The organism is Rhodovulum imhoffii, from assembly GCF_003046545.1.
GTDB lineage: Bacteria > Pseudomonadota > Alphaproteobacteria > Rhodobacterales > Rhodobacteraceae > Rhodovulum > Rhodovulum imhoffii.
This window is the reverse complement of record NZ_QAAA01000003.1, coordinates 1-24,199: the sequence shown is the minus strand read 5'-3', so window position 1 is coordinate 24,199 and position 24,199 is coordinate 1. Positions and strand designations below refer to the sequence as shown.

19 protein-coding genes and 1 pseudogene are annotated in these 24,199 nt (G+C 58.2%); 14 read left to right on the top strand and 6 right to left on the bottom strand.

Annotated elements, in window-relative coordinates:
* Positions 1-147 precede the first annotated feature (147 nt).
* The 4 genes from C8N32_RS03185 to C8N32_RS03170 are packed head-to-tail and all read right to left on the bottom strand — an operon-like array spanning position 148 to position 4,066.
* A complete protein-coding gene (locus C8N32_RS03185; protein ID WP_107891036.1) occupies positions 148-990 on the bottom strand; it encodes a sugar phosphate isomerase/epimerase family protein in 843 nt (280 codons plus the stop codon).
* Entirely contained in the window at positions 990-2,141 is a 1,152-nt protein-coding gene (locus C8N32_RS03180) for a dihydrodipicolinate synthase family protein (protein WP_107891035.1), read from the bottom strand. Before C8N32_RS03180 ends, C8N32_RS03185 begins: the two co-directional genes overlap by 1 nt.
* Before the next feature lie 12 nt (positions 2,142-2,153).
* Complete coding sequence (locus C8N32_RS03175; RefSeq protein WP_244905892.1) at positions 2,154-2,912, bottom strand: 3-ketoacyl-ACP reductase; 759 nt, start codon at positions 2,910-2,912, stop codon at positions 2,154-2,156.
* A gap of 8 nt (positions 2,913-2,920) precedes the next feature.
* Positions 2,921-4,066, bottom strand: a complete 1,146-nt coding sequence (locus C8N32_RS03170) for an acyl-CoA dehydrogenase family protein (RefSeq protein WP_107891033.1) — start codon at positions 4,064-4,066, stop codon at positions 2,921-2,923.
* Positions 4,067-4,197: 131 nt separating this feature from the next.
* Here C8N32_RS03170 and C8N32_RS03165 point away from each other — a divergent pair, with 131 nt between their 5' ends.
* The gene (locus C8N32_RS03165; RefSeq protein WP_107891032.1) at positions 4,198-5,211 is read left to right on the top strand and encodes an aldo/keto reductase; all 1,014 of its coding nucleotides are present in this window, start codon (positions 4,198-4,200) and stop codon (positions 5,209-5,211) included.
* Between the two features lie 481 nt (positions 5,212-5,692).
* Here the strand turns inward: C8N32_RS03165 and C8N32_RS03160 are convergent, their stop codons facing one another.
* Complete coding sequence (locus C8N32_RS03160; protein WP_242509621.1) at positions 5,693-6,415, bottom strand: TetR/AcrR family transcriptional regulator; 723 nt, start codon at positions 6,413-6,415, stop codon at positions 5,693-5,695.
* A gap of 173 nt (positions 6,416-6,588) precedes the next feature.
* On the opposite strand from C8N32_RS03160, the gene C8N32_RS03155 reads away from it, so the two are divergent.
* The 7 genes from C8N32_RS03155 (at position 6,589) to C8N32_RS03125 (ending at position 15,471) form a co-directional block, all read left to right on the top strand.
* Positions 6,589-7,701: a sugar ABC transporter substrate-binding protein gene (locus C8N32_RS03155; protein ID WP_107891031.1), complete on the top strand. Its 1,113-nt coding sequence runs from the start codon at positions 6,589-6,591 to the stop codon at positions 7,699-7,701.
* A gap of 91 nt (positions 7,702-7,792) precedes the next feature.
* On the top strand, positions 7,793-8,791 hold the full coding sequence (locus C8N32_RS03150; protein ID WP_244905891.1) for an ABC transporter permease: 999 nt from the start codon (positions 7,793-7,795) through the stop codon (positions 8,789-8,791).
* Between the two features lie 10 nt (positions 8,792-8,801).
* Complete coding sequence (locus C8N32_RS03145) at positions 8,802-10,307, top strand: sugar ABC transporter ATP-binding protein (protein WP_107891030.1); 1,506 nt, start codon at positions 8,802-8,804, stop codon at positions 10,305-10,307.
* Between the two features lie 58 nt (positions 10,308-10,365).
* Positions 10,366-11,259 carry an ABC transporter permease gene (locus C8N32_RS03140; protein WP_242509414.1) on the top strand — a complete coding sequence of 298 codons (894 nt, stop codon included), beginning with the start codon at positions 10,366-10,368 and terminating at the stop codon, positions 11,257-11,259.
* On the top strand, positions 11,256-12,284 hold the full coding sequence (locus tag C8N32_RS03135) for a zinc-dependent alcohol dehydrogenase (protein WP_107891028.1): 1,029 nt from the start codon (positions 11,256-11,258) through the stop codon (positions 12,282-12,284). Before C8N32_RS03140 ends, C8N32_RS03135 begins: the two co-directional genes overlap by 4 nt.
* Positions 12,285-12,353: 69 nt before the next feature.
* Positions 12,354-13,856, top strand: coding sequence for an aldehyde dehydrogenase family protein (locus C8N32_RS03130; RefSeq protein ID WP_107891027.1), 1,503 nt, complete (start codon positions 12,354-12,356; stop codon positions 13,854-13,856).
* Between the two features lie 10 nt (positions 13,857-13,866).
* A complete protein-coding gene (locus tag C8N32_RS03125) occupies positions 13,867-15,471 on the top strand; it encodes a GMC family oxidoreductase (RefSeq protein ID WP_107891026.1) in 1,605 nt (534 codons plus the stop codon).
* A 52-nt stretch (positions 15,472-15,523) separates the two neighbouring features.
* Here C8N32_RS03125 and C8N32_RS03120 read toward each other — a convergent pair whose 3' ends face one another.
* Positions 15,524-16,342 carry an aldo/keto reductase gene (locus C8N32_RS03120; protein ID WP_107891025.1) on the bottom strand — a complete coding sequence of 273 codons (819 nt, stop codon included), beginning with the start codon at positions 16,340-16,342 and terminating at the stop codon, positions 15,524-15,526.
* 123 nt (positions 16,343-16,465) lie between these two features.
* On the opposite strand from C8N32_RS03120, the gene C8N32_RS03115 reads away from it, so the two are divergent.
* The 6 genes and pseudogenes from C8N32_RS03115 to C8N32_RS15535 form a co-directional block, all read left to right on the top strand.
* Entirely contained in the window at positions 16,466-18,046 is a 1,581-nt protein-coding gene (locus tag C8N32_RS03115; protein ID WP_107891024.1) for an acyl CoA:acetate/3-ketoacid CoA transferase, read from the top strand.
* A complete protein-coding gene (locus tag C8N32_RS03110) occupies positions 18,043-18,873 on the top strand; it encodes an enoyl-CoA hydratase/isomerase family protein (RefSeq protein ID WP_107891023.1) in 831 nt (276 codons plus the stop codon). Before C8N32_RS03115 ends, C8N32_RS03110 begins: the two co-directional genes overlap by 4 nt.
* Positions 18,830-19,141 (top strand): Dabb family protein, encoded by a 312-nt coding sequence (locus C8N32_RS03105; protein WP_107891022.1) that lies wholly within the window; start codon positions 18,830-18,832, stop codon positions 19,139-19,141. Before C8N32_RS03110 ends, C8N32_RS03105 begins: the two co-directional genes overlap by 44 nt.
* Positions 19,141-20,415 (top strand): glycerate kinase type-2 family protein, encoded by a 1,275-nt coding sequence (locus C8N32_RS03100; protein WP_107891021.1) that lies wholly within the window; start codon positions 19,141-19,143, stop codon positions 20,413-20,415. Before C8N32_RS03105 ends, C8N32_RS03100 begins: the two co-directional genes overlap by 1 nt.
* A gap of 533 nt (positions 20,416-20,948) precedes the next feature.
* On the top strand, positions 20,949-23,711 hold the full coding sequence (locus tag C8N32_RS03095) for a hypothetical protein (RefSeq protein WP_107891020.1): 2,763 nt from the start codon (positions 20,949-20,951) through the stop codon (positions 23,709-23,711).
* Between the two features lie 89 nt (positions 23,712-23,800).
* A pseudogene (locus C8N32_RS15535) lies at positions 23,801-24,028 on the top strand (IS6 family transposase); the annotation flags it as partial.
* Positions 24,029-24,199: the final 171 nt, after the last annotated feature.

Here is a 24,199-nt window from a genome sequence, read left to right as displayed (position 1 = left end):
CAACCTCGAAAACTGTAAATTCCCAAAAACCCGTGATTAATGCAACAGTCCCGGCAAGGGATGGTTTATGTAGCGTTCGTCCTCGACGTCTTTGACCGGAACGAGCGCCTTCACAGCGATGCTTCTTCATTATATTTGCGGTTTCGTTCAGCAAACTGTCTGAAAACGCTCCACGATTATGTCGAGGACCTGATCGGGAGAACGCTTCCACCAGGTGTCTGCCGAAAAGATTTCGACCTCGCATAAGCCGTCATATCCGGCACCTTCAACGGCGCGACGGATTGCTTTCAAGTCGGCCACGCCATCGCCCATCATTCCACGGTCGAGCAACATATGAGACGTGTTTTCCAGCCAATCACAGAGGTGATAGCCGAATAAACGGCCTGTCGCATCCTTCAGAGTTTCGGGCAAGGTCCGGTCCCACCAGACGTGGTAGACATCGACAGCTATTCCGAGATTCGGCACGTTTACTTCGGAGCATATCCCCAATGCGTCCCGCACCGTGAACAGGCATGTCCGGTTTCCGCCGAACATCGGGTTGAGCGGCTCCAGGGCCAGTTTCACCTTGTTTTGTGCTGCATGTTCCGCATGGCGTGCGACACGGTCCGTCAACCGCTTTCGGCTTTCCTCCAAACCCAAAGTGCCCGGCTCTGTCCCACCGGTCACGATCGTCAGAACCGGTGCGCCGAGCGCGGAAGCCATATCGATGGAGGCCTTGATCTCATCGTCGCTGCCGGCCTCACGGCCGATAAGGTATGGCGTACGGCAAAGGCCCGCAACATGCAGGCCGGCGGCACGCACCCGCTCGCCAATTTCGAAAGCGCGCGTCCCGATCTCCCGACACCAAAACACAATACCGCCATAGCCACGCGCGGCACAGGCGTCGATCACCTGTTCCGGCGACCAGCCTGCCCCATACCCATCGATGTTGTGTCCCAACGTCGCTGTGTTCAAAGCAAGTGGCGAATGATCCTGTGAAAAATCTCGCATCAGGTGGCGCAATACATGGCCAGCAACCGTTTCATCCGCGTGATTGCAAGTTCAGGATCGCGCAGCAGTCCACACCCATCGGCGAGGCGGAACACTTCGGTGAAATACGGCAGCGGGCGCATCGCCTGCGCCCCGTTCAACATGACGAAGTGGTCCTGGAAACCGTTCAGCCACGCCAGAAAGACCACACCTGTCTTGTAATATTGTGTCGGAGCCCGGAAAATCAGCCGCGCCAGGGGCACCGTCGGATCGAGCGTGGCGCGGAACCCAACGGCATCCCCCTGCCCAAGCTGGGTCACAGCATGCGCGGCGGCTGGCGCCAGTGGATCGAAAATCCCCAGAAGCGCGTGGGAAAAACCCTGATCGTCCCCCTCAATCAGTTCAGGGTAATTGAAATCATCTCCGGTATACATGCGCACGCCGTCAGGCAGGCGGCGGCGCAAAATGACTTCCTTGTCCTTGTCGAGCAGGGAGATCTTGATGCCATCGACCTTGTCGGCATTGGCGTCGATGATCGCGACGACTGTTTCCAACGCGCTTTCGAAGTTATTGCCGCCCCAATACCCCGCCAAGGCCGGATCGAACATGTCGCCCAGCCAATGAAGGATCGCGGGATGGTCGCAGGCGGTCAGCAACTCACCGTAAAGTGCGATGTAGTCATCAGGCCGCGACGCGACATGGGCCATGGCCCGACTGGCCATCAGGATGACCCGCGCATCCAGCGCCTGAATGACCTCAAGCTGTTCCATGTAGGCGCGTTTGACATCATCAAGGCTGCGCGCCTTCGGCGTATCCAGATGATCGGTCCCACACCCATTGGCGACCAGGGCATCGGGCAGTTCGGACCGCGTCCGACGGATGAGCTCCAGCGCGCCACCCCAATCCAGACCCATGCCACGTTGAGCAGTGTCCATGGCTTCGGCAATCCCAAGGCCCAATCCGTGAAGGTGATGGCGAAAACGCATCGTCGCGTCCCAATCCACGGTTGCTGGGCCGGACGGATCGTTGGCAGTGAATGGATCGGCCACCACATGCGCGGCAGAATATACGATACGGGCGGGGTTTGCTGGCAGCCGCGCCTCGGGCAGTGGCTGCCCGACAAGCGTGTAGTCGGTCAGTTTGCCGGTGTCATCGGGCAAAGAAATTTTCATGGCAAACGTCCTTCAGAAGCGCGGGACAAGCATCCCGGCATCCGCCGAAATCGCCTGTCCGGTTGTGTATGGGAGTTTTCCGGAGGCAAGGGAGGCAATGATACCGCCCATATCTTCGGGTTGCCCGACACGTGGCATCAAGGTGAGTCCCGCTTTGGCACGCTCCTCGTACTGCGCAATCACGGGTGCCGTCATTCCGGTGGCAATCAGACCCGGCTGCACATCATAAACGGCAATATTTTCGCGGCCCAGCCGCACGGCCCAGGCTTTGGAAACCATGGCAGCGGCGGCCTTTGACACACAGTATTCGGAACGTGGTTCGGCCACGGCAACCGCGTTGGATGATGTTACGTTGACAATGCTATGAAACAGCGACACATCGCGATCGCGCGCCAAAAGCCTGCGGGCAAAGGCCTGGGTCAGAAAGAACATTGCCTTTGTATTCACCGCGAGACAGCGATCATAACTGTCTTCGGAAACTTTTAGGGGGTCCCCTCTCTGCATCACGCCGACACCCGCGTTATTGACCAGTGTCGTCAAGGGCCCCAAGGCGTCTTCTATCTCTCCAAGCTTATGATCATGAGCAGAAAGGTCCGTTACGTCAAAAGGTGCTGCAACCGCGCGGACACCTGCACGCTGTACAGTTCCCACCGCCGCTTTCAATTCGGCATCGTCCGCAGGCCCATTGACGGCGATGGCGAAGCCTTCGCGCGCCAAAGCCACTGCGGCGGCCAACCCAATACCCCGGCTCGATCCAGTGATCAGCGCCACCTGCCCGCTCATGCTGTTGCGCCTTTCGCCAGCAATTCACGTGCGATGATCATGCGCTGAATCTGGTTTGTGCCCTCATAGATCTGGGTAATTTTCGCATCGCGATAAAGTCGTTCGACTTCGAACCCCCGGATATAACCGGATCCGCCAAAAACCTGCACAGCGTCCGCGGTACGTGCGACGGCCATATCCCCTGCAAAACATTTTGCCATGGAGCAGTATTTCGTGGCGTCGGCGCCGGTGTCGATTTTCTGCGCCGCGTTCAAAACAAGAAGACGTGCAGCCGCTACGTCTTTGGCAATATCGGCCAACAGCCATTGAACGCCTTGAAATTCCGAGATCGGTTTCTTGAACTGCTTCCGCTGCCGGGCATAGTCTACAGCGGCTTCCAGTCCGGCTTGCCCGATCCCCACCGCCAGCGCGCCGATGCCTACACGTCCCTTGTCGAGGACACTCATCATCATGTGAAAGCCGCGCCCTTCCTGCCCCAACAGAGCTTTTGCGGGCAGACGCACATCGTCAAAATTGAGCGCGCCGACTTGGCTGGCGCGCTGACCCATCTTGTGTTCCTTGGGGCCGCGCGACACGCCATCTGCGTGCAGGTCAACGACAAATATCGACATGCCGCGATGCCCTGCTTCTGGATCCGTGCGGGCAAGAACGAACCCGACATCTGCCACAGGTGCGTTGTGAATCCAGATTTTATCGCCATTGAGCACCCAACCGTCGCCATCCCTTTTGGCCACGGTTCTAATACCGGAAACGTCCGTGCCGGCCTCCGGTTCGGTAATGCAGTAGGCGCCCCGGAGCCTGGCCGTCATAAGGGCCATAAGCCATTGGTCACGCTGTGCGCCAGTACCATGCCTCACCAACAGGGTCGAAAGCAGCTCAACCAGGCCACACTGGTCTGCGACACTGGCATAGCCGCGTGACAGCTCTTCCATGACAAGTACATAAGCGACCGTGTCGAAGCCTGCCCCCCCCATCTCTTCAGGGACGCCGATACCAAACAGGCCCAGTTCACCCATCTGGTCATATATCTCGCGCGGGAACCGTTCTTCGCGATCAAGTTCTTCTGCAACAGGGCGGATGACATCTTCGGCGAACTGCCGTGTCATTTCTCGCACCTGGCGATGGGTTTCAGTCAGAAACATATGGCCTCCCGCAGTAACTGAGTGGTTACTTTTAGGCTCGGATGTTGCCCCGGTCAAGACTTTCATAAGGGTTGATTTATTAAGCGGAATATGTGCCATTTAACCATATGGTTACTTATGGGAGGAATGGCATGCAGCCGGACAGCAAGGTGAAATTCGGGCGCGCGGATCTGAAGGTGACCCCCTTCGGCTTCGGCACGGCCCCCATCGGCAACATTTTTCGCGAGATCGACGAGGAAACGTCCGACGCGATGTTTCAGGAGGCCTGGGCACAGGGTGTCCGCTACTTCGATACGGCGCCCATGTACGGACATGGCCTGTCCGAATTGCGCACCGGCCATTCCCTGCGTTGGAAAAACCGTGACGATTTCGTACTTTCATCAAAGGTGGGCCGCATTCTCAAGTCTGCGCGCAAGAAAGATATCGATTATGCCCCCTGGACCAATGCCGGTCGCTTCACAATGCATTTCGATTACAGCTATGACGGCACGATGCGCAGCGTCGAGGACAGTCTCCAGCGGCTGAACCTTGAGCGGATGGATATCTGCTTCATCCACGATATTGACGTTTTCACACGCGGCGATGAGCAGCCTGAGGTTTTCAAACAGGCCATGGACGGGTCATGGAAAGCTCTTTCTGACCTGCGCGACCAGGGAGTGGTCAGGGCCATCGGCGTCGGGGTGAATGAATGGGAAGTATGTCACGCGGCCTTGCAGCAGCGCGATTTCGACTGTTTCCTCCTTGCGGGGCGCTACACTCTTTTGGAACAGGACGCCCTGAATGAGTTCCTGCCGCTTTGTGAAGACCGCGGCGCCGCCGTGGTCGTGGGCGGCGGGTTCAATTCGGGGATTCTCGCCACGGGGGCGAAAGAGGGCGCAAAATACAATTATGCCCCTGCCCCGGATGACGTCATGGCCAAAGTCCAAAGAATCGAGGAGGTCTGCAAGGAATACGGCGTTCCCCTGCCCGCCGCCGCGCTGCAATTCGTGGTGGCGCATCCGGCTGTCCCGACATTCATGGCCGGCACAAGGACGGTTGAGCAGTTGCAGCAAAACATCGCGTGGTTCAGCCACCCGATACCTGATCAGTTCTGGGCAGACCTGAAAACCAAAGGGTTGCTGCGCGAAGACGCTCCGACACCGTGATCGCCCGCACACTGGGGCCAGGCCGCCACGGCTTGGCCACATCAAAGTAGAAGCGATTGCTTTGTTCGGGCAGGATGCCAGCACGGGCCGCGAACGCTTTTGGGATCGCATAAATCCGGCCAAACTCGACGTCTTTGTCCTTGAAAGTGTCCGTCCGCAACTCGACGGCCTCATAGTGACCTGCCCCTTTTTTCAGGGCCACTCGTAAATCGAGTTTGCTCTTCATTTGAGTGCCATCATTCGGCGGCGTGAGCAATGGGCGCGGGCGCGGAGCCCTCAGATAGCTCAAGCGGTTGTCTGCGATCTCTACTCGTCTCACGAATGCTGGAACTACTTCAAGGCGGCCGGATATGCCTCAGGTTAAAGGCGCGAGGCTTTAAGGTCTGAGCCTATTGATTTTCCGCCGGGGTCGCGGTTCACAGCTTTTTTGCGCGTGAGGAACGCGGTCGCGCCTGAAATCAGTGGGTCCTGGGCCTGGCGTTCAGGGGTTTACGCAGACCATGCGCATGATGGTTTCGATGTTGAAGGCCAACCTTTCCTCCAAAGCCTCGGGGGCCATCAAGTCACGTTGGAATACGAGCGATCCTGTGAAGCGGTTGGTGAGGTAATAATACCCGATGGCCGCGATCGTGATATTCAGCTGTACGGGATCTATTCCAGGGCGGAACACGCCCTCCTCCACACCCCGGTCCAGAAGAGCGCCGACCATACCAACGAACCGCTTGAACAGTATCTCGATCTTGCCCGACTTCTTCAAATGCCGCGCCTTGTGGAGATTCTCGCTGTTCACCAATGTGATGAATTCAGGGTTCTTCAGGTAATATTCCCAAGTAAACCGGATCAACTTTTCAAGCGCATCGCGGGCAGGCAGATGCTCCAGTTCCAGTGCCTGTTCGGCGGTTCGAATATCAGTATAGGCCTCTTCCAGAACGATTCGAAACAAATCTTCCTTGTTGCCGAAGTAGTGGTAGATCATCCGCTTGTTGGCTTTCGCACGGTCAGCGATTTCATCCACGCGTGCTCCGCCCAGGCCATTTTTGGCGAATTCTTTCTTGGCTGCGGCCAGAATCCGCGCCTGCGTCGCATCCGCATCGCGAATTTTCCTTGTTGTTTTCACTGCCATGCCTCCACCGAGCCTTGTCACTTTCTTATGCGTGATGCCCATTTCCGCCCGGACAACCAAAATCCAATTCCGAAGCAGCATTTTATGCGCGACGCAACTTTATCATAGGGCTTGACGGAGGGACCCGCAAGAAAGTAACTAGTTAGTGCGTTGTGTGCCTTTTGACCTGGCGACACGGGTCGCAGAGACCAAGGCGTCGAATGTAGCGGCCTGATTGTCCTGTTCCAGCTTGAAGCCGATAAGGGAGGAAACCAATGTCTACGTTCATCAAGGACTTCATCGAAAAAGAGAAAATCAACCGACGGAACTTTCTGTTTACCTCTGCCTGCGGGCTTGGTGGCGCCGCAGCCATGGGAGTTCTGGGCCCCGGCATGGCACGTGCGGCGCTGACCGATCCGACCATCGCATGGTCCTATCGCAACCGCACCAACCCGTACTGGAACGAGATCGTTTCCGGCGGCGAGGCGTTTGTCGAAAGCCTGGGCATGCCCAAAGACGCGCTAACCCACCTGATCAACGAAGGCTCGTCAGAGAAATCGCTGGCCGATGTCAAAGCGATCCTGGCCAAGACCGGCGGCAACCTGGCGCTGGCCATCGACACGAATGACGCACCAAACGCGCGTCCCGTCGTTGGGGCCGTGGCGGAAGCCGGGGCCTATGTGTCGACCTTGTGGAACAAGACCGACGATCTTCATCCCTGGGATTTCGGGGACAACTATGTCAGCCACATGAGCTGGTCGGATGAAGGCCCTGCGGAACAGACGGCGCGTGTCCTTCTGGAGGCCATGGGCGGCAAGGGCGGCGTGGTTCATTTGGGTGGCATCGCCTCGAACAACCCGGCCATCGAGCGCCTGAACGGCCTGAAGAATGCGCTCAAAGACTATCCCGATGTCGAACTTCTGGCGGCTGAACCGGCAGACTGGGACACCCAGAAAGCCAATCAGGTGATGAGCGCCTTCCTTACCCGTTACGGCGACGAAATTGCCGGTGTGCATTGCGCCAATGACACCATCGCCTATGGCGTACTCGAAGCCCTGCGCGCCGAAGGCATCGAGGGCATGCCCATCGTATCCTACGACGGCAACCCGCAGGCGGTTCAACTGGTCGCCGAGCGCAAGATCCTCGCCACGGTGTTCACCAATCCCCATTGGGGTGGCGGCATCACCGCGGCGCTTGCGTATCATGCGGCCATCGGCACCTTCAAACCCTCCGAAGAGCCGAACGAGCACCGCGAGTTCTACGGTCCGACGATCATGGTGCAGCCGGACGACGCGCTGGAATTCAAGGCAAACTACCTCGATAGCGTGCCGACCTACGACTGGACGGATTTCTGGGGGCCGTCGAACGGACCCATCGTCTACAAGTAAGGGCTGGTCGGCCGGACCCCGCGTCCGGCCGGCCCACTCCGCAAGTCATCGCCGAGAAGGTGGCGCTGAAGCGCTTTTGGGAGGAAGCACCTTGGCCAAGACACTGACAGCCGACAAAGCAGGCACCGGGTTCAGCATCAGGCGCGAAACGCTGGTGAAATGGGCCCCGCTTCTGGTTCTAATCGTGCTCTGCGCCTTTTTCGCCGTGATGGAGCCACGGTTTCTGTCGACACGGAATTTTGCACGCATCCTTATCGCCGCCTCGCCCGCACTCATGGTGGCCATCGGCGTAACCTTCGTCATCATAATGGGGTCGATCGACCTGTCTATGGAAGGCACTGTGTCTGTCTGCGCCGTCGCCTTCGCGTTCTGTTTTCTTTGGCTGGGTGGCACCTTGGCCAGCTGGGCATGGCTTGCTTTGCCGTTTGCAATGCTGGTCGGAGCGGTACTTGGCTTCGTCAACGGGCTGATCCACGTCAAGCTCAGGATTCCGTCTTTCATGGCCTCGCTGGCGATGGGCTTTGTCGGCACGGGTCTGGCCATGGTGATGACAGGCGGTGATCGAATTCGCATCGAAGACGCGTTGTTCCGATCCCTTCTCACCGAACGAATTCTCGGATTCCCTTTGATGGTCTATGTCGCTGGGGTTTTCCTGTTGGTTGCCTGGTTCATTCAGACGCGCACCACGCTGGGCCGCAATTTCTATGCGGTCGGAGGCGGCGAGGACCTGGCCATCGCGTCGGGTCTGAACGTGAACCGTGTCCGCGTCCTGGGCTTTACGGTTGCCGGCGTTTTCTTCGCCGTGGGCGCATTGCTTGCCGTGGGGCGCATCGGGATCGCGGAGACCGCAACCGGCAACAACTTTATGTTCCTGTCCATCACCGCGGTGGTTGTTGGCGGGACGGCCTTGTGGGGGGGGGTCGGCGGGGTCTGGAACACCTTGGTGGGCGTGCTGATCGTCTTTGTCATTGGCAACGGAATGGTGGTGATCGGACTGCCCGGATACGTGCAGGATGGGGTGCTGGGCATTCTGGTGATCCTCGCCGTCATCCTGTCGACCGACCGCAAATCCATCAGCTTTGTGAAATAGGGGCGGATCGATGTACCAGCTGAATAAGGTCGACAAGAAATTCCCAGGCGTTCATGCGCTCAAAGCTGTGGATTTCAAGATCGGACGCGGCGAGATTGTCGGGCTCATCGGAGAAAACGGCGCAGGAAAATCCACCCTGATGAAAGTGATATACGGTGCTTACCAGCCCGATGGCGGCACCGTGACAGTCGACGGCAAGACCGTACGTTTCCAGAATCCGCGCCAGGCAATGGATCACGGTATCGGGATGGTTTTCCAGGAGCAGTCCCTGATCACAAACCTGACCGTGATGGAGAACATTTTTCTCGGTTTCGAACGGCAATTCGTCCGTTTTGGCGTGATCAACTGGACGGCCATGGCCGAGGCGGCCCGGCACCAACTGCGGAAAGTGAAATTGGATATCGACCCTTCCACGGTGACGTCGAAATTGTCCTTTGCGCAGCGCCAGCTTGTGGAACTGGCCAAGGTACTGACCCTGGAAGAACGTATCGACGGCGACCTGGTGATCCTGCTTGATGAGCCGACCTCGGTTCTGGCCAAGGAGGAGGTCGAGCTACTCTTCTCGCTCGTGCGCGAATTGACCAGCAGGGCGTCTTTCATATTCGTTTCACATCGCATGGACGAGGTGATGGAGCTTTCCGACCGGATTTATGTGATGAAGGACGGTGAAGTCGTCGATGTCGTGGCTCATGACGCGGCAAACATCGATGCGATCCAGCACAAGATGGTGGGGCGCGAAGTCGACAAACAATACTATCGCGAGCAGAAGCAACGCCCCTATGATGGCAGCAAGGCGCTTGTCCGGTTCGATCGCGTGGGCGTTGCCGGAAAATTCAACGACATCTCGTTCGATCTGCATCCCGGAGAGGTATTGTGCCTTGTGGGCACAGAAGGGTCCGGGCGCGAAGCGATCCTGCGCACGATTTTTGGGTTGGAAAAGCCGGGCACGGGTACGGTCGAGATCAAGGGCCGCCCCTTTGAGCGGACCAACGCCCAGGAGGCGGTCGCTCGTGGTGTCGGGTATGTGCCGCGCGAACGCAAAGTCGAAGGCATCGTCAACGGCATGAATGTCTATGAGAACATGACGCTGAGCCAGATGGGGAACTATGCATCAAAAGGGGTTTTGCGGATCGGCGAAGAAAAGGCTCTGGCCGAAGAGTGGATCAAGCGCCTCTCGATCAAGACGCCGGATGTCTACAAGGATTGCGGCGGCCTGTCCGGTGGCAACCAGCAGAAGGTGGTTCTGGCCAAGTGGCGGTCCGGCGGGTCTGACATCTTCCTGCTCGATCATCCGACGCGCGGCCTTGATATTGGCGCCAAGGAAGATGTCTACGACATGATCCGGGAAATGTGCGACGACGGCGCGGGTATCGTGCTGGTTGCCGACACGCTGGAAGAAGCCATCGGCCTCAGCCATACGATCCTCGTTCTGAAGGATGGGAAATTCCAGAAACGATTTGCCGGTCCACCAGGCGACAAGCCTTCGCTCTATGACCTTGTTCATCACATGATCTGAGGTATTCGATATGTCGGTCGAAAAACTGAAACCGTATTTTCCCTGGATCACCTTGACGATGCTTGTACTTCTCGTCGGGGCGTTCAACCCTTCCTTTCTGAACCCGGCAAGCCTGGTTCAACTGGTCGCGGATATCGTGCCGCTCTTCATCATGGCCTTGGGAATGACTTTTGCGATTTATATTGGCGGCATCGATCTGTCGATGCAGCAGGTCGCCAATCTCGTAACCGTCGTTGCAACGGTTTACCTGGTGCAATACGGGATCTTCGTGGCGGTGCTGTGCATCGGCGCCGGGTTCGCGATCGGAGCCATCTCGGGGTGGATCACGACACGCCAGTTCGTACCGTCTTTCGTCGCAACTCTCGCCATGGGCTTTATCGCGTTGTCCGGCGCCCGGTTCCTGTCGGGGGAGCGGGCACTTTCAATGAACGCCGAGGCCCGCGATGCCAGTTTTGGCTGGATGTTCGGAAACACCGCAGGTGTCCCCCATGAATTGGCCATTGCGGGGCTTTTGCTGGCTGTTGCCTGGTTCCTGCAAACCCGCACCACATTCGGCCGCGCACTTAAGGCGGTCGGAGCGGGTGAATTGGCTGCGGTGGCCTCGGGCCTCAAAGTGGACCGGATCAAGATCCTGGCCTTTGCGCTCTCAGGCACCTTTGCCGCTATTGCCGGGCTTATGTTCTCGGTCAAACTGTCGGGCGGCGATGCGAATCTGGCCAATGGCTTCCTGATCCTTGCAATCGTCGCCGTTCTTGTTGGCGGCACGCCTCTGACAGGCGGTGTCGGAGGGGTTATCAACACGCTTGTTGGCACACTGATCGTTGTCGTTATCCGGTCGGCCATGGTTTATCTCGATGTCGATGCGACAAAGCAGCAGATGATCTTTGGCATTATTCTGATCGTCGCCATTGCAATGACGATTGACCGCTCCAAGATGCGGATTGTGAAATGATGCGCGCCGCCGTCCTTGTCGAACCTGGACGGTTCGAGATACAGGCGCGCCCCATCCCGAAGCCCGGACGGGACGAGGTATTAATCAAGGTTGCGCAAGCAGGAGTTTGCGGGGCCGATCTGCATATATTTAATGGCCATTATGCGGCGGATAGTCTCCCGATGATCCCCGGTTACGAATTCACCGGGACAATTGCGGCAGTGGGCCCCGGCGTCACAGGTTTGCCGTCAGGTGGCAAAGCCGTCGTCGACATGAATATCGGGTGTGGCCGATGTTTCTGGTGCCGCCGCAACGAAATCCTGAATTGCCCGGATATGCGGCAGATGGGAATTACGATGGACGGCGCCTTTGCCGAATACATTGCTGTTCCTGCACGACTTGTGATCCCGGCACCTGACGATATCCCGTTCGGGGTCTTTTCACTGACCGAGCCTCTGGCTTGCGTCGTGCGGGCCGCGCGCAAGTCGGACATCACCTTTGGCCAATCGGTCGTCGTTATCGGAGCCGGTCCTGTTGGAAACCTGCATGTGCAGTTGCTGCGCGCCAGCGGGGCCGCGCCGATCATCGTCACGGACCTGTCAGATGACCGTATCGCGATCGCTCTCGACTGCGGCACCGATATTGGTGTGACTGATCCTGCCCAGTTGCAGCAAGCCGTCGTGGACGCAACAGGGGGGCGCGGGGCTGATGTCGTGATCGAAAGCGTTGGCAACCCCACGCTGTACAGGGAGGCGTTGCGGTTAATGCGCAAAGGTGGACATCTGGCCGCCTTTGGCCTGACCGGACCCGGCGAGACGCTGGCACTTCCGATCCTCGACACGATCTTGCAGGAGAATTCCGTCAAGAGGTCAGTCGCGGGGATGGGGCAAGACATGCATGACGCGCTGACGCTGCTTGTGCATGGCCGTATCCGGATCGCGCCATTCACGCGGGCGAGTTACCCGCTGGCCGAAATCCAACCTGCCTTCGAGACGATCGCGGATCGCCCGAAAGACCTTAAGACACAAATCGTGTTGGCGGCCTGAAGCATGAATTGAGAGCCAATACCGCGCAGGACCGGTCGGCCAAAGGAGAGACCAAAAGGAGAAACCAAAATGGACAAAAGCAGCAATCGGCTTTCACTTCCAGCAAGCCCCCGCGAATTCGGATTCTATGTAAACGGCGCCTGTATTCCCATCGGTTCGCGCGAGGTATTCAGCCGGAACTCTCCGGGTCACGATGTCCCTGTGACGCGCATCCCGAAATGCACAACGGATGATCTGGACATGGCGGTGGATGCGGCCCGCGCGGCCTTTGACGACCGGCGCTGGTCCGGTCTCAACGGTCAGGCGCGGGCGGCCGTGCTGTTGCGCACCGGGGCGCTGATCCGCGAACGTTCCGAAGAAATCGCCTATTTCGAGACGCTGGAAAACGGCAAGCCGATCAGCCAGGCCCGCGCCGAAGTTGCAGGTTGTGCCGACATGTTCGAATACGCTTCCGGCCTTGCGCGATCCCTGCACGGGGATAGCTTCAACAATCTGGGTGATGGGATGTTCGGGCTTGTCACGCGCGAACCGGTGGGCGTGGTGGGGATCATCACGCCATGGAATTTTCCTTTCCTGATCCTGTGCGAACGGGTGCCGTACATCCTCGCCTCTGGCTGCACGATCGTCGCCAAGCCATCCGAGGTCACCAGCGCCACGACCCTGATCCTGGCGCAAATCCTGACCGAAGCCGGTCTTCCCGATGGCTGCATGAACGTGGTAACCGGTTCTGGATCAACCATCGGGCAGGCGCTCATCGAACATCCGCATGTAGACATGCTTTCGTTCACCGGCTCCACCGCCGTGGGCCGCCGGGTCGTCGAGGCGGCCGGGCGCACCAACTTCAAGAAGCTGGGGCTTGAACTGGGCGGCAAGAACCCGCAGATCGTGTTCGCCGATGCCGATCTGGAGGATGCCGCGGATGGCGTGGCCTTCGGGATCGGATTCAACACCGGGCAATGTTGCGTGTCCGGATCGCGGCTGGTCGTGGAACGGTCGGTGGCGGATGCGTTCGCACAGAAGATACAGGACAAGTTCGCCAGGGTCGTCGTAGGCGATCCGCTGAACGAGGCCACACAGATCGGGGCCATCACCACCGATGCGCAAAACCGCACGATCATGTCCTACATCGAAAAGGGGAAAGCTGAAGGCGCCAAGTTGATCTGTGGCGGTGAACAGATGGACTTCGGTCGTGGCCAGTATATCTCGCCAACCTTGTTTGGCGATGTCACCTCCGAAATGGCGATCGCCCGGGAAGAGATCTTTGGCCCAGTCCTGGCAATAATGCCCTTTGACTCTGTCGAAGAGGCTATCATGATCGCCAATGACACCGAATATGGCCTGGCTGCCAGTGTCTGGACCAAGAACATCGACAAGGCGCTAATGGTGACGCGGCGTGTGCAGGCCGGGCGGTTCTGGATCAACACCACGCTCTCGGGCGGACCGGAATTGCCGCTTGGCGGGTTCAGACAATCCGGCTGGGGCCGCGAGGCGGGCATGTATGGCGTCGAGGAATACACCCAGATCAAATCCGTGCATATCGAGATCGGCAAACGCACGCCTTGGATCGCGTAAAGGGGGCATCATGGCCGAGGGATACGATTTCATTATTGTCGGAGGTGGATCTTCGGGTTGTGTTCTGGCTAACCGACTGACCGAGGACAGCACCTGTCGCGTGCTTCTGTTGGAAGCGGGGGGCAAGGATTGGCATCCCCTGATCCACATGCCCGTAGGCTTTGCAAAGATGACGACCGGCCCGCACACCTGGGGGCTGGTGACTGCGCCGCAGAAACACGCGAACAACAGAGAAATCCCCTATGCTCAAGCCCGGGTCATCGGCGGCGGTTCTTCGATTAACGCCGAGGTTTTTACGCGTGGCAACCCGGCCGACTATGACCGTTGGGCTCGGAACGAGGGATGTGAAGGCTGGTCTTTCGCTGAAATCCGAAAGTATTTCCTGCGCTCCGAGGGCAACACCTTTCTGGCCGGCGACTGGCACGGAACCGATGGGGAACTCGGTGTATCGAACGTGCCGGAACCGCAGCGCATGACATGCGCATTCGTACAGGCCTGCCAGCAACGCGGGATACCCTACAACCCGGACTTCAACGGTGCCGTTCAGGAGGGCGCGGGAGTTTACCAAACCACCACGAAAAACGGGAAACGCTGTTCTGCAGCGGTTGGATATCTGCGCCCGGCGATGACGCGCGCAAATCTGACGGTCAGGACAAACTGTCTGGTGCATCGTGTCGCGATTGAAAAGGGCCGTGCCATTGGTGTGGAGTATTCGGACAAATCCGGGCATCAAACCGCCCGTGCCGGTTCAGAAGTGCTGATAACCTCAGGTGCGATAGGAACTCCCAAGTTGATGATGCTGTCCGGGTTGGGGCCTTCAGCGCATCTGCGCAATCATGGGGTTGATGTCTTGCAGGACTTGCCAGGCGTAGGTGAGAACCTGAACGATCATTTTGGCATCGATATCGTCGCGGAACTGACCGGCCAACAAAGCCTCGACAAATACAACAAGCTGCATTGGATGGTTTGGGCGGGCGCTCAGTATTACCTCTTCGGCAGCGGGCCAGTGACATCAAATGTCGTCGAAGGGGGGGCGTTCTGGTATGCCGATCCGGCGCGCCCGATACCCGACCTTCAATTTCACTTTCTTGCGGGAGCCGGGGCGGAGGCTGGTGTACCAAGCGTACCGCCGGGGTCTTCGGGGATCACATTAAACAGCTATACTCTCCGCCCGAAAGCTCGGGGGACGGTCAGGTTACGTTCCGCTGACCCCGCGGCGCTGCCAATCGTCGACCCGAATTTCCTGGGCCACCCCGATGACCTGAAAACCTCGGTCGAGGGCGTCAGGATAAGTCGCGAGATCTTTGAACAATCGGCGCTGAAGAAGCATGTTCACAAGATCCGCTTCCCCGATGAAAATGTGAAGACGCAAGCCGATTACGAGGCCTATGCCCGTCAATACGGGCGCACATCCTATCACCCGACATGCACCTGCAAAATGGGCGCAGACAACGACCCTATGGCGGTGGTGGATTCCCGACTCCGGGTGCGCGGAATCGATGGCCTGCGGATCTGCGACAGTTCGGTCATGCCCAGCCTTGTAGGTTCGAACACCAACGCCCCCACCATCATGATCGGCGAAAAGGCCGCTGACCTGGTGCGAGAGAATCGTTGATACTTTTCCTCCCTGTCAGCACTGGGGCGGCGTTGACGCCGCCCCTTCTTTGTTAGTCGAAATCCGGTGCGTAGGGCACAAGGTCTTTCCCAACGATGCGATATCCTGTCTTTGTCATCTCTTCGATTCGGGCCATATCGACCGAGGATAGCGTGAAATCCATCACATCGAAATTGGCCCGAATGTTTGCAGGCTTGGTGGACATCGTGTTGATGCTGACGCCTTTCTGGAGAATCCAGCGTAAGACAACCTGTGCGGCACTCTTGCCATAGGCGGCGCCGATTTCGCTAAAAATCGCGTGCCTGAACACTTCGCCCCGTGCGACGGAACAATAGGATGCCAGCGGAATACCGGTTTCCGTCGCCACTGCCAGCAGCTTGTCTTGATTGAGCAGAGGATGGAATTCGACCTGGTTCGTCACAATCGGCACATCCACAATGGACTTGGCATCACGCATCATTTGCGCCGTATAGTTGGAAATACCGATATGTCTTGTCAGCCCTTGATCATGTGCTTTTTGCAATTGTTCCAGGGATGGCCCGATATTGCCGCCTGGTGTCGGCCAGTGCAGCAGAAGCACATCAACCCGATCAATCTGAAGCTTGCGAAGGCTCTCTTCCACGGAGGGAAGAAATTTGTCCGGGCTGAAATTGGCAATATCCACCTTGGTCGTTATGCACAGATCGTCTCGGGGCAGTCCTGTCGCCTTGATGGCTGCGCCCGTCTCGGCTTCGTTTTCATACATCTGAGCGGTGTCGAAAGCGCGATAGCCAAGCTCGGCGGCGGCCTGGACGGCGTCGTGTAGTTCCTGGCCTTTCAGAGGAAAGGTTCCGAAACTGCGCTGGTAGGTCTTTTCGAAATATATCGTCATCGAGTGCTCTCCCTGTGATATGCCGAAGCCTTCGCGGACATTTAGCGGAAATACGGGTCTTGATTGACACGGAACCCGGCCGCATATTAAAAATAACCAGTTAGTTACAAGAGGCAGCTGAAGATGTCCAAGATCGCAACCGCAGAGGAGGCTGTTCGCCACATCAAGGACGATTGCATCATCGCTGTTAATTCGTCCAGTGGCTTGTGTTGCCCGGACGCAGTCCTGGCGGCCTTGGGTGCGCGCTTTGACTCTGAAGGGGCCCCGCGAAACCTGACATCAATTCACCCAATTGCTGCGGGCGACATGTTCGGCACGCCAGGTGTCGACCACATCGCCAAGCCCGGGTTGCTGACGAAGATCATCGGTGGGTCCTATCCGTCGGGTCCGACAAAGGCCAAGCCTCCGAAAATCTGGCAGATGATTGCTGCAGATCAGGTGAAAGCCTACAACGTTCCGTCGGGAATCGTCTTCGATATCCTGCGCGAAGGGGCGGCAAAGCGGCCGGGCGTTCTGACAAAAGTCGGCTTGAAGACCTTCGTCGACCCGGACCTTGAAGCCTGCGCCATGAATGACGCCGCACGCGACGACCCCCTCGTGTCTCATCGCGACTTCGAAGGAGAAGACTGGCTGTTCTTTCCCGCAATTCGACCCGATGTCGCCATTATCCGCGCCACAACAGCGGATGAACGCGGCAACCTGAGTTTTGAGCACGAAGGCGCATACCTGGGTGCTATGGAAATGGCTTTGGCCGCACGAAATTCTGGCGGTTTCGTGATCGCGCAAGTCAAACGCGTGGCGCAAAACGGATCGATCCGCCCGCATGATGTTCGTGTTCCGGGGATTCTCGTTGATTTTGTCGTGGAGGCGCCCGAGCAACTCCAGACAACCGCTACGCAATACGACCCCGCCATTTCCGGCGAATTGATCCGCCCGTTGCACAGCTTCAGGAATGCCGAATTCAATGTTGGTAAGGTCATTGCGCGCCGGGTGGCGCAGGAATTGCGGGACGGCTGGGCGGTCAACATCGGGTTTGGTATCTCTGCTAACGTGCCGCGCATTCTTGTCGAAGAGGGTCTGCACGGCGCGGTGACCTGGATGATCGAACAGGGTGCAGTTGGGGGTGTGCCGTTGCTGGATTTCAAGTTTGGGTGCGCCGCCAACGCTGAAGCCTATGTCGCGTCTCCCCATCAGTTCACGTATTTTCAGGCTGGCGGCTTCGACGCATCGCTTTTGTCTTTCCTGGAAGTCGGCCGGGATGGCTCGGTCAACGTTTCGCGGCTGCGTGGTGTGCCGCATCGAACGGCCGGCGCCGGGGGGTTCGTGGACATCACAGCACGGGCGCGAAAGATCATTTTCTCCGGCAACTTCAATGCAGGTGCAAAGATGCGGATTGAAGATGGCCGTCTTGTCATTGACACCGAAGGCAAGGTTGCGAAGTTTGTAGAGGATGTGGATCAGGTGTCGTTCTCGGGTATCCGGGCACGGGAACTGGGGCAGGATGTCACCTATGTGACCGAACGCTGTGTGATCCGCTTGCTGGACGGAGAACTCGTCGTGACAGAGATTGCGCCGGGGCTGGATCTGCAAAAGGATGTGCTGGATCAGGCGGCAACCGGGTTGAAAGTATCTGACAGTCTGAAGACCATGGATGCACGTTTGTTTGCATCAGGAGCCATGCAGCTCAAGCTGGCAAAGCCATGACACGGAGCAGAGATTTTTCCCTGACTGTTCAGGACCGCATCGGCGTTTTGCGGATCGAACGGGAAAGCAAGCGCAACGCGCTTGACGCGGACATGATGGACCAACTCGCGGATCTGTGCCGTGAAATCGAACGCTGCGATGACATCGGCGCTCTGATTCTGACGGGCACAGGCAATTCCTTTTGCGCGGGGGGTGATATCGCGGCGTGGAGCGATCAGGCGCCCACCGCTTTCGCGCGCCATTGGGTGCGCAATGGCCATGACAGCCTTGATCGTCTGGCCCGGCTTCGGCAGCCGGTAATTGCCGCGATCAATGGCCATGCACTTGGTGGCGGGCTGGAGCTTGCGGCCTGTGCCGACTACCGCATTGCCGAAGGGCAGGTGAAATTCGGTCAGCCGGAAACAGGGCTGGGTATTATCGCAGGCTGGTCCGGAACGCAGCGTGCCGTGCGCCGTTTCGGTCAGCAGATCGTGCGGCGCATGGCATTGTTTGGCGAAGTCCTGTCCGCCGAAAACGCCCTTGCCGAAGGCCTGGTGGACAAGGTTGTGGGTCAAGGTGAGGCGCTTGGCGCCGCCAGGGAAACGGCGGCCGCCGTTCTCAGGCGTAGCCCCCTTGCCACGGAGCTCACCAAAATGCTGCTCAACGCTGCCGAAGGTGAAGAGCGTGAGCGCGTTTTGGAATCCCTGGCAGGACGAATAGCGGCGGCCAGCGCCGATCTGCGCGAAGGTGTTGCAGCGTTCAAAGAAAAGCGCCCGGCCGATTTCACGAAAATGGAGAAGATCAATGATCCGGCACCTCGTTCATCTACGGTTCCGCAAGGATATTGATGTCAGCCAAAAAAACGCCCTTTATGAACGGCTTGAGGGCCTCACGCCACGGATCGACGGCATCGGAGGTTTTCACCATCATGCCAATATATCCGTTGAAACACCCTTGGTCCGCAATTTCCTTGACATGTTCTGGTTCGATTTCCGCGACGCCGACGCGCGCGATGCCTATCTGGCGAATGAGGAACATCAGACCATCGGTGCCGATATCGTCGCCTGCCTCGAAGGTGGCGCTGACGGCATTTTTGTCTGCGATATAGAGTTGTGATGACGCCCGAAGACAAATCTTTTCTTATCTCGCTTTTTGATGCCGCCGTAGCTGCGGCCGACCCGATCAGGGCTTTGCGCGCGCATCTGCCCGAACGGCCCAGGGGGCGGACGATCGTGGTCGGTGCGGGGAAAGGCGCGGCACAACTGGCTGCCGCATTCGAAAACCTCTGGGGCGATCCTGTCGACGGAAGTGTCGTCACACGATATGGCTACGCGGTGCCCTGCAGGAAAATCCACGTTCTGGAAGCGGCGCACCCGGTGCCGGACAGGGCGGGTCTGAAAGCCAGTGCCGCGTTGTTTGAGGCGGTTTCGAACCTGACCGAAGACGATCTGGTCGTCGCGCTGGTTTGTGGTGGAGGGTCTTCTTTACTTCCTGCGCCCCCCGAGGGGCTAACCCTGGAAGACGAACGGGTGCTCAATTCCGCGCTCTTGCGCTCCGGTGCTCCAATCGGCGTGATGAATGCAATCCGCAAACATGTCAGCCGGATAAAGGGTGGGCGGCTGGCTGTTGCGGCTTTTCCAGCGCGTGTCGTATCGCTGGTGGTGTCGGACGTGCCGGGGGACGATCCCGCTGAAGTCGCATCGGGACCTACCGTGCCCTCGTCAACAAGTCTTGAAGACACTCTCAAGCTGATCGAGAACCATCGGATTTCGTTGCCGGGCAGGATCATGGCTCATTTGGCGCAGGAGGCGGCCCGTGCCCCTACTCCAAACGATGCCGTGTTTGCACGCACGCAAACACGGGTGATAGCTTCGGCACGGCTGTCGCTAGAGGCGGCGCAACGCGAAGCAAACCGGAAGGGCGTGCCTGCCGTGATCCTGTCGGATGCAATTGAAGGTGAGGCGCGTGATGTTGGCTTGGTTCACGCCGCACTGGCACGTGAGGTGGCAACCCGGAACCGTCCGTTTTCTGCGCCCGCAGTCTTGCTTTCCGGCGGCGAAACGACGGTGACGATCCGGGACAAAAGCGGAAAGGGCGGGCGAAACAGTGAATTCCTGTTGGCGTTTGCCACGGCCATCGACGGTACTGAAGCTATATCTGCAATGGCCGCGGACACGGATGGAATTGATGGATCGGAAGACAATGCCGGGGCTTTTGCAGACGGACAGAGCGCAGAGCGCATGCGGGCCGCCGGCATCGATCCGGTGACCGCACTGTCCGGTCATGACGCCTGGAGTGCATTCAACGCACTGGAAGACCTTTTCGTGCCAGGCCCTACTGGCACGAATGTCAACGACTTCCGGGCGATCCTGATAAGGCCTCATACGTAGATCATTGAACCGCGCCGGGTTTGCCGGTGGCTCCAACTCCTGAGTAGGATGGAGGGGACTGTTGCATTAACCGCGCTATTTGGCGAAGCGCAAGCACACGAACAACGGCATGCTGTTGCCCGTTGACTATGAGATCAGACAGCACAAACTGAACCAGGAAGGTGTCTAGGAAACTCGGGGCACCTCAGTCTATCTCGACCGCGGCGCCAAAATCCTGAAGATGAGAGAGGAGATCAAGAAGCAGACAATCCGAAACCGTCGGTTGCAGCACGAAGCCGTTGCCGCCTAGAATGAAACAGAAACCGAACCAGAGCCTCCGTTACGAAACAGCCCAAAATGTCCGAAAAACTCCGACGACGGACACGCGACTGTCCAGCCGGCCCCTTCTGGTCAAGACAATTCGCGGTTTGTGCGGGCAATGGCCCAAGGGTATCGCTGCGGCGCGCAGGCCGCAGGAGGTGCTGTCGACGAGACGGTTCTTAAAGTGCGCCCAGGTGCGGTTCTTGCGCCGACGAAACAACTGCAGGTAACGGATGATACAGCACAGCACGCTGCGCGCGGTCGGTCGCACATTGCGAGCCCATCAAGGCAATGATCGGCTGACAGGTGAGCAGGTTTCCGAGATTGAGCGCTTTCTTCGATCGCGACCTTTCAAGGATTGCGACAGGGTGCAACTGGCGGGCTGTGTCAATGCGCTTGTCATGTCGGGCAGCGCCAGGTCGACAGCCGATCTGCTGATGGAATTTCTGACCGGGGCGCTCGCCCGAGCATCCGACATGAATGTCCGAAATATGCTGTGCAGGGCATTCGACATCTGCCTCTATGAAAGCTTCAGGCAGGGGGAGAATCTGAAACTCGACGCTGCGGAAGATTTTCTTGCATGTCTGAAAGCCGATATCGCCGGATTTCGAGAATGTTCGATATCTGATACCGGACGTCTTTCCGAAGAGCAGCAGCAACATCTTGGTGAAATATTTCAATCGGCCTCGCTGTGTGTTTCCCTTCTGAACAGCGAGCATCAAACGGCAGCCGCGGATGCCCTGCTGGATTGGTTCGCGTGCCTTCATCAGGTCGGCACCCATCAGGTGCCGGCCGTCTTGCTGGCCGACATGATCCGCAGATGTACGTCTCTGAGCAGGACGTTCTTCGATCTCGACGCGCAGGCCGAATTGCGCCAGACGGCGCAGGACACCGCTCGGCTGTGGCTGGATCAGCATGAGCCCGGCAAGGCCAACGAAGCATTGGCGGATCGCGCGATCGCGCTCAGGTTTGTGCTGTCCAGCGGCGATAGAGAGCGCCAGAGCAAAAGCCTGCAGGGCCTATTTGATCCTGCAGAGGAAAACCAGGATGACGAAAGTCTGAACCTGGCGACCAACTATCTGTCATGGCTGCTGGAAACGACTCTTGACCCGACGCTGACGTCAGAGGGCGAAAGACAATTTAAGGCAATTTCCAGGATTCCATCGACGCACACGTATCTGGCGATGGCGATCCGCATGGGCGATCGCGAGCGTGGCGAGCGCTGGCTGGCTGAAAACGCCAGCCGCCAAGCCACGATCTATTCGAGATATCTCGAGGCACGCTTCCGTCTTGCTTTCGCCGAGCCGGAGAAAAGCCTGGCTGCCGCCGGAAAACCGCTTTCCGTCTATGCGGCGTTTCACGAACAGGGATCACCCGATCAGATTGAGCGATCCGGCGGAAACCACCTTTCCGCAGTTGACCCGTTGGTTCTCTATAATCTTGTACGGACGGCGCATGAGGCATCCTTTCTGAAGGACATGCACCGGTTCGTACGCAACTGCCGGTCTTCCCATGCCAGTGAAGATAACGGTCGAACGATCATTCTTGCGCCGAATCATCTGAATTTCGTGACTCAGCTTCCGGTCGCCGCGATCGAAAAGGCAAGATCCCTGGGTGCAGAGGTCGTCAGCATGGTGACCGGCACCTATCCGCATTCGGATCAACTGACATCCGGGGCGGAATCCCTGCGCGACGTCATCATGCCGGGCTTCTACTACAACCGCCGCAATCCGACCTGCGCGATCTCACCGGAATGGGACGTGCGGCCGCACGAGAAGAAGCTGATCTACAAGGGAACCAACTACTTTCATGGCGTTCACAATTCGTTGGGAATTCATTTCCGAAGATTTTCTATAGATTTCGAGAATGCTGTCGAGAACAGACAGATGCGAATAAATCTGGCCATGATCCAGGGCGTGCATGATGCGTTCGAGAAATTCCTGTCGGCCGCAGACGGCAGCCGCATATATGTGTTCGTGGCTATCGGTTTGCAGGCGGGGCTGGGTAGCGCCCTGAGGACGCTGGTCAACAATTCCAGGCGCTCGAATATCCGCATCGTCCATGCCTGCAACGGCTTTGAAACCTTCGACCCGGCATTCATGGTTGATCCGGTGGGCGGCAATGCCATCGCCTCGTATCACAGCGTGACAGACCTGACCGATCATCCCGACACACCGCTGGGTTTTCGTCCCTCGCCGGACATGTGCAAGAAGACCATCTTCCGGTCCGAACGAAGATATCGGGACAGGAATGCCTGTCTCGACCAGTATCTGACCAAGGTCGACACCCGCGCCGCCGTCGCCCGCGCGCGGGGTATAACACCGCCGGGTGGGCGACGGCGAATCCTGGTGATCGGAACAATTCTGCCAGACCTGTCAATCCCGCATGATCACGGTCTGGCGCATGACGACATCGCCGATTGGGCACGCCACACCGCCGAGATCGCGCTGCGCCACGATCTGGAACTGGTCATCAAGCCTCACCCTGCCGAAATCGATCAGAAGATGGGCTTCTATGTCTCCGAGAAATTCGCAGACCTGTTTCCAGACGATCCCAATATCTCCGTGCTCCCATATGACGCCAATTTTCACGATGCTGTCCTTTCGTCGGATCTGGTGATCATCTGGTCGGGCACTTCGGTCATTGAACTGACGCTGATGGGTCGTCCCTACATCGCATGCAGCCGCTTTGCCCGTGAGGAATATCCGATCTCGGTCCGGCAATTTGACAGCCGTACCGGATACGAGGCCTTGCTGTCAGGTGCCAGGCGCCCGCAGGCAAATCCGCGCGGTCGCCTGCAGGCGATTGATGTCATCCATCGGATCACGACCTCGCCGTTTCGCGAAGCCTCGGTCTGGCCAAAACGGCAGTTGCTGAACGGCCATGTCTGGCCTCCGCATATCGACCCGTCCGTTGCCGTCGCGCTGCAGTCGCAGGTATCGACCCTAAACCTCGCGCGCCGACTATCCTGCTTCGACACGGCACCGCACCGGTAGTTCTCGCGATGGTCTCTGCGTCGGATGATTGTGGGGACTGTAGCATTAACCGCGCTATTTGGCGACCTTCCTGCTTTTTGCGGTCGATCATGGCGCGTCAGTCACCGTTCAAGCATCACCGTTTTCCGCGTGACATCATACTTTGCGCGGTGCGGTGGTATCTGCGCTTCCCGCTGTCCTGCCAGGACATGGTGGATCTGCTCGCAGAACGCGGGATCACCATTGATCGGTCGACCGTGTATCGTTGGGTTCAGAAGTTCAGCCCGGAGATCACCAAACGAACTGAGAAGCACCTGTGGCCTGCCCCTATCGGGTGGTCCGGTTTCAGTCTTAGTGCATGACGGGTCTTGGTGCCAAGGTAGATGCCTGCGGCGGGGCTGTGTCCACTTAACCTTTTGGCTTACGAATGACATGACGGTTTGGACGGGCCGTCTGCCCTGGTTTCTGTAGCCGAGATGCGGGCGCTCGGTGTTGTAGTGGTTCAGCCA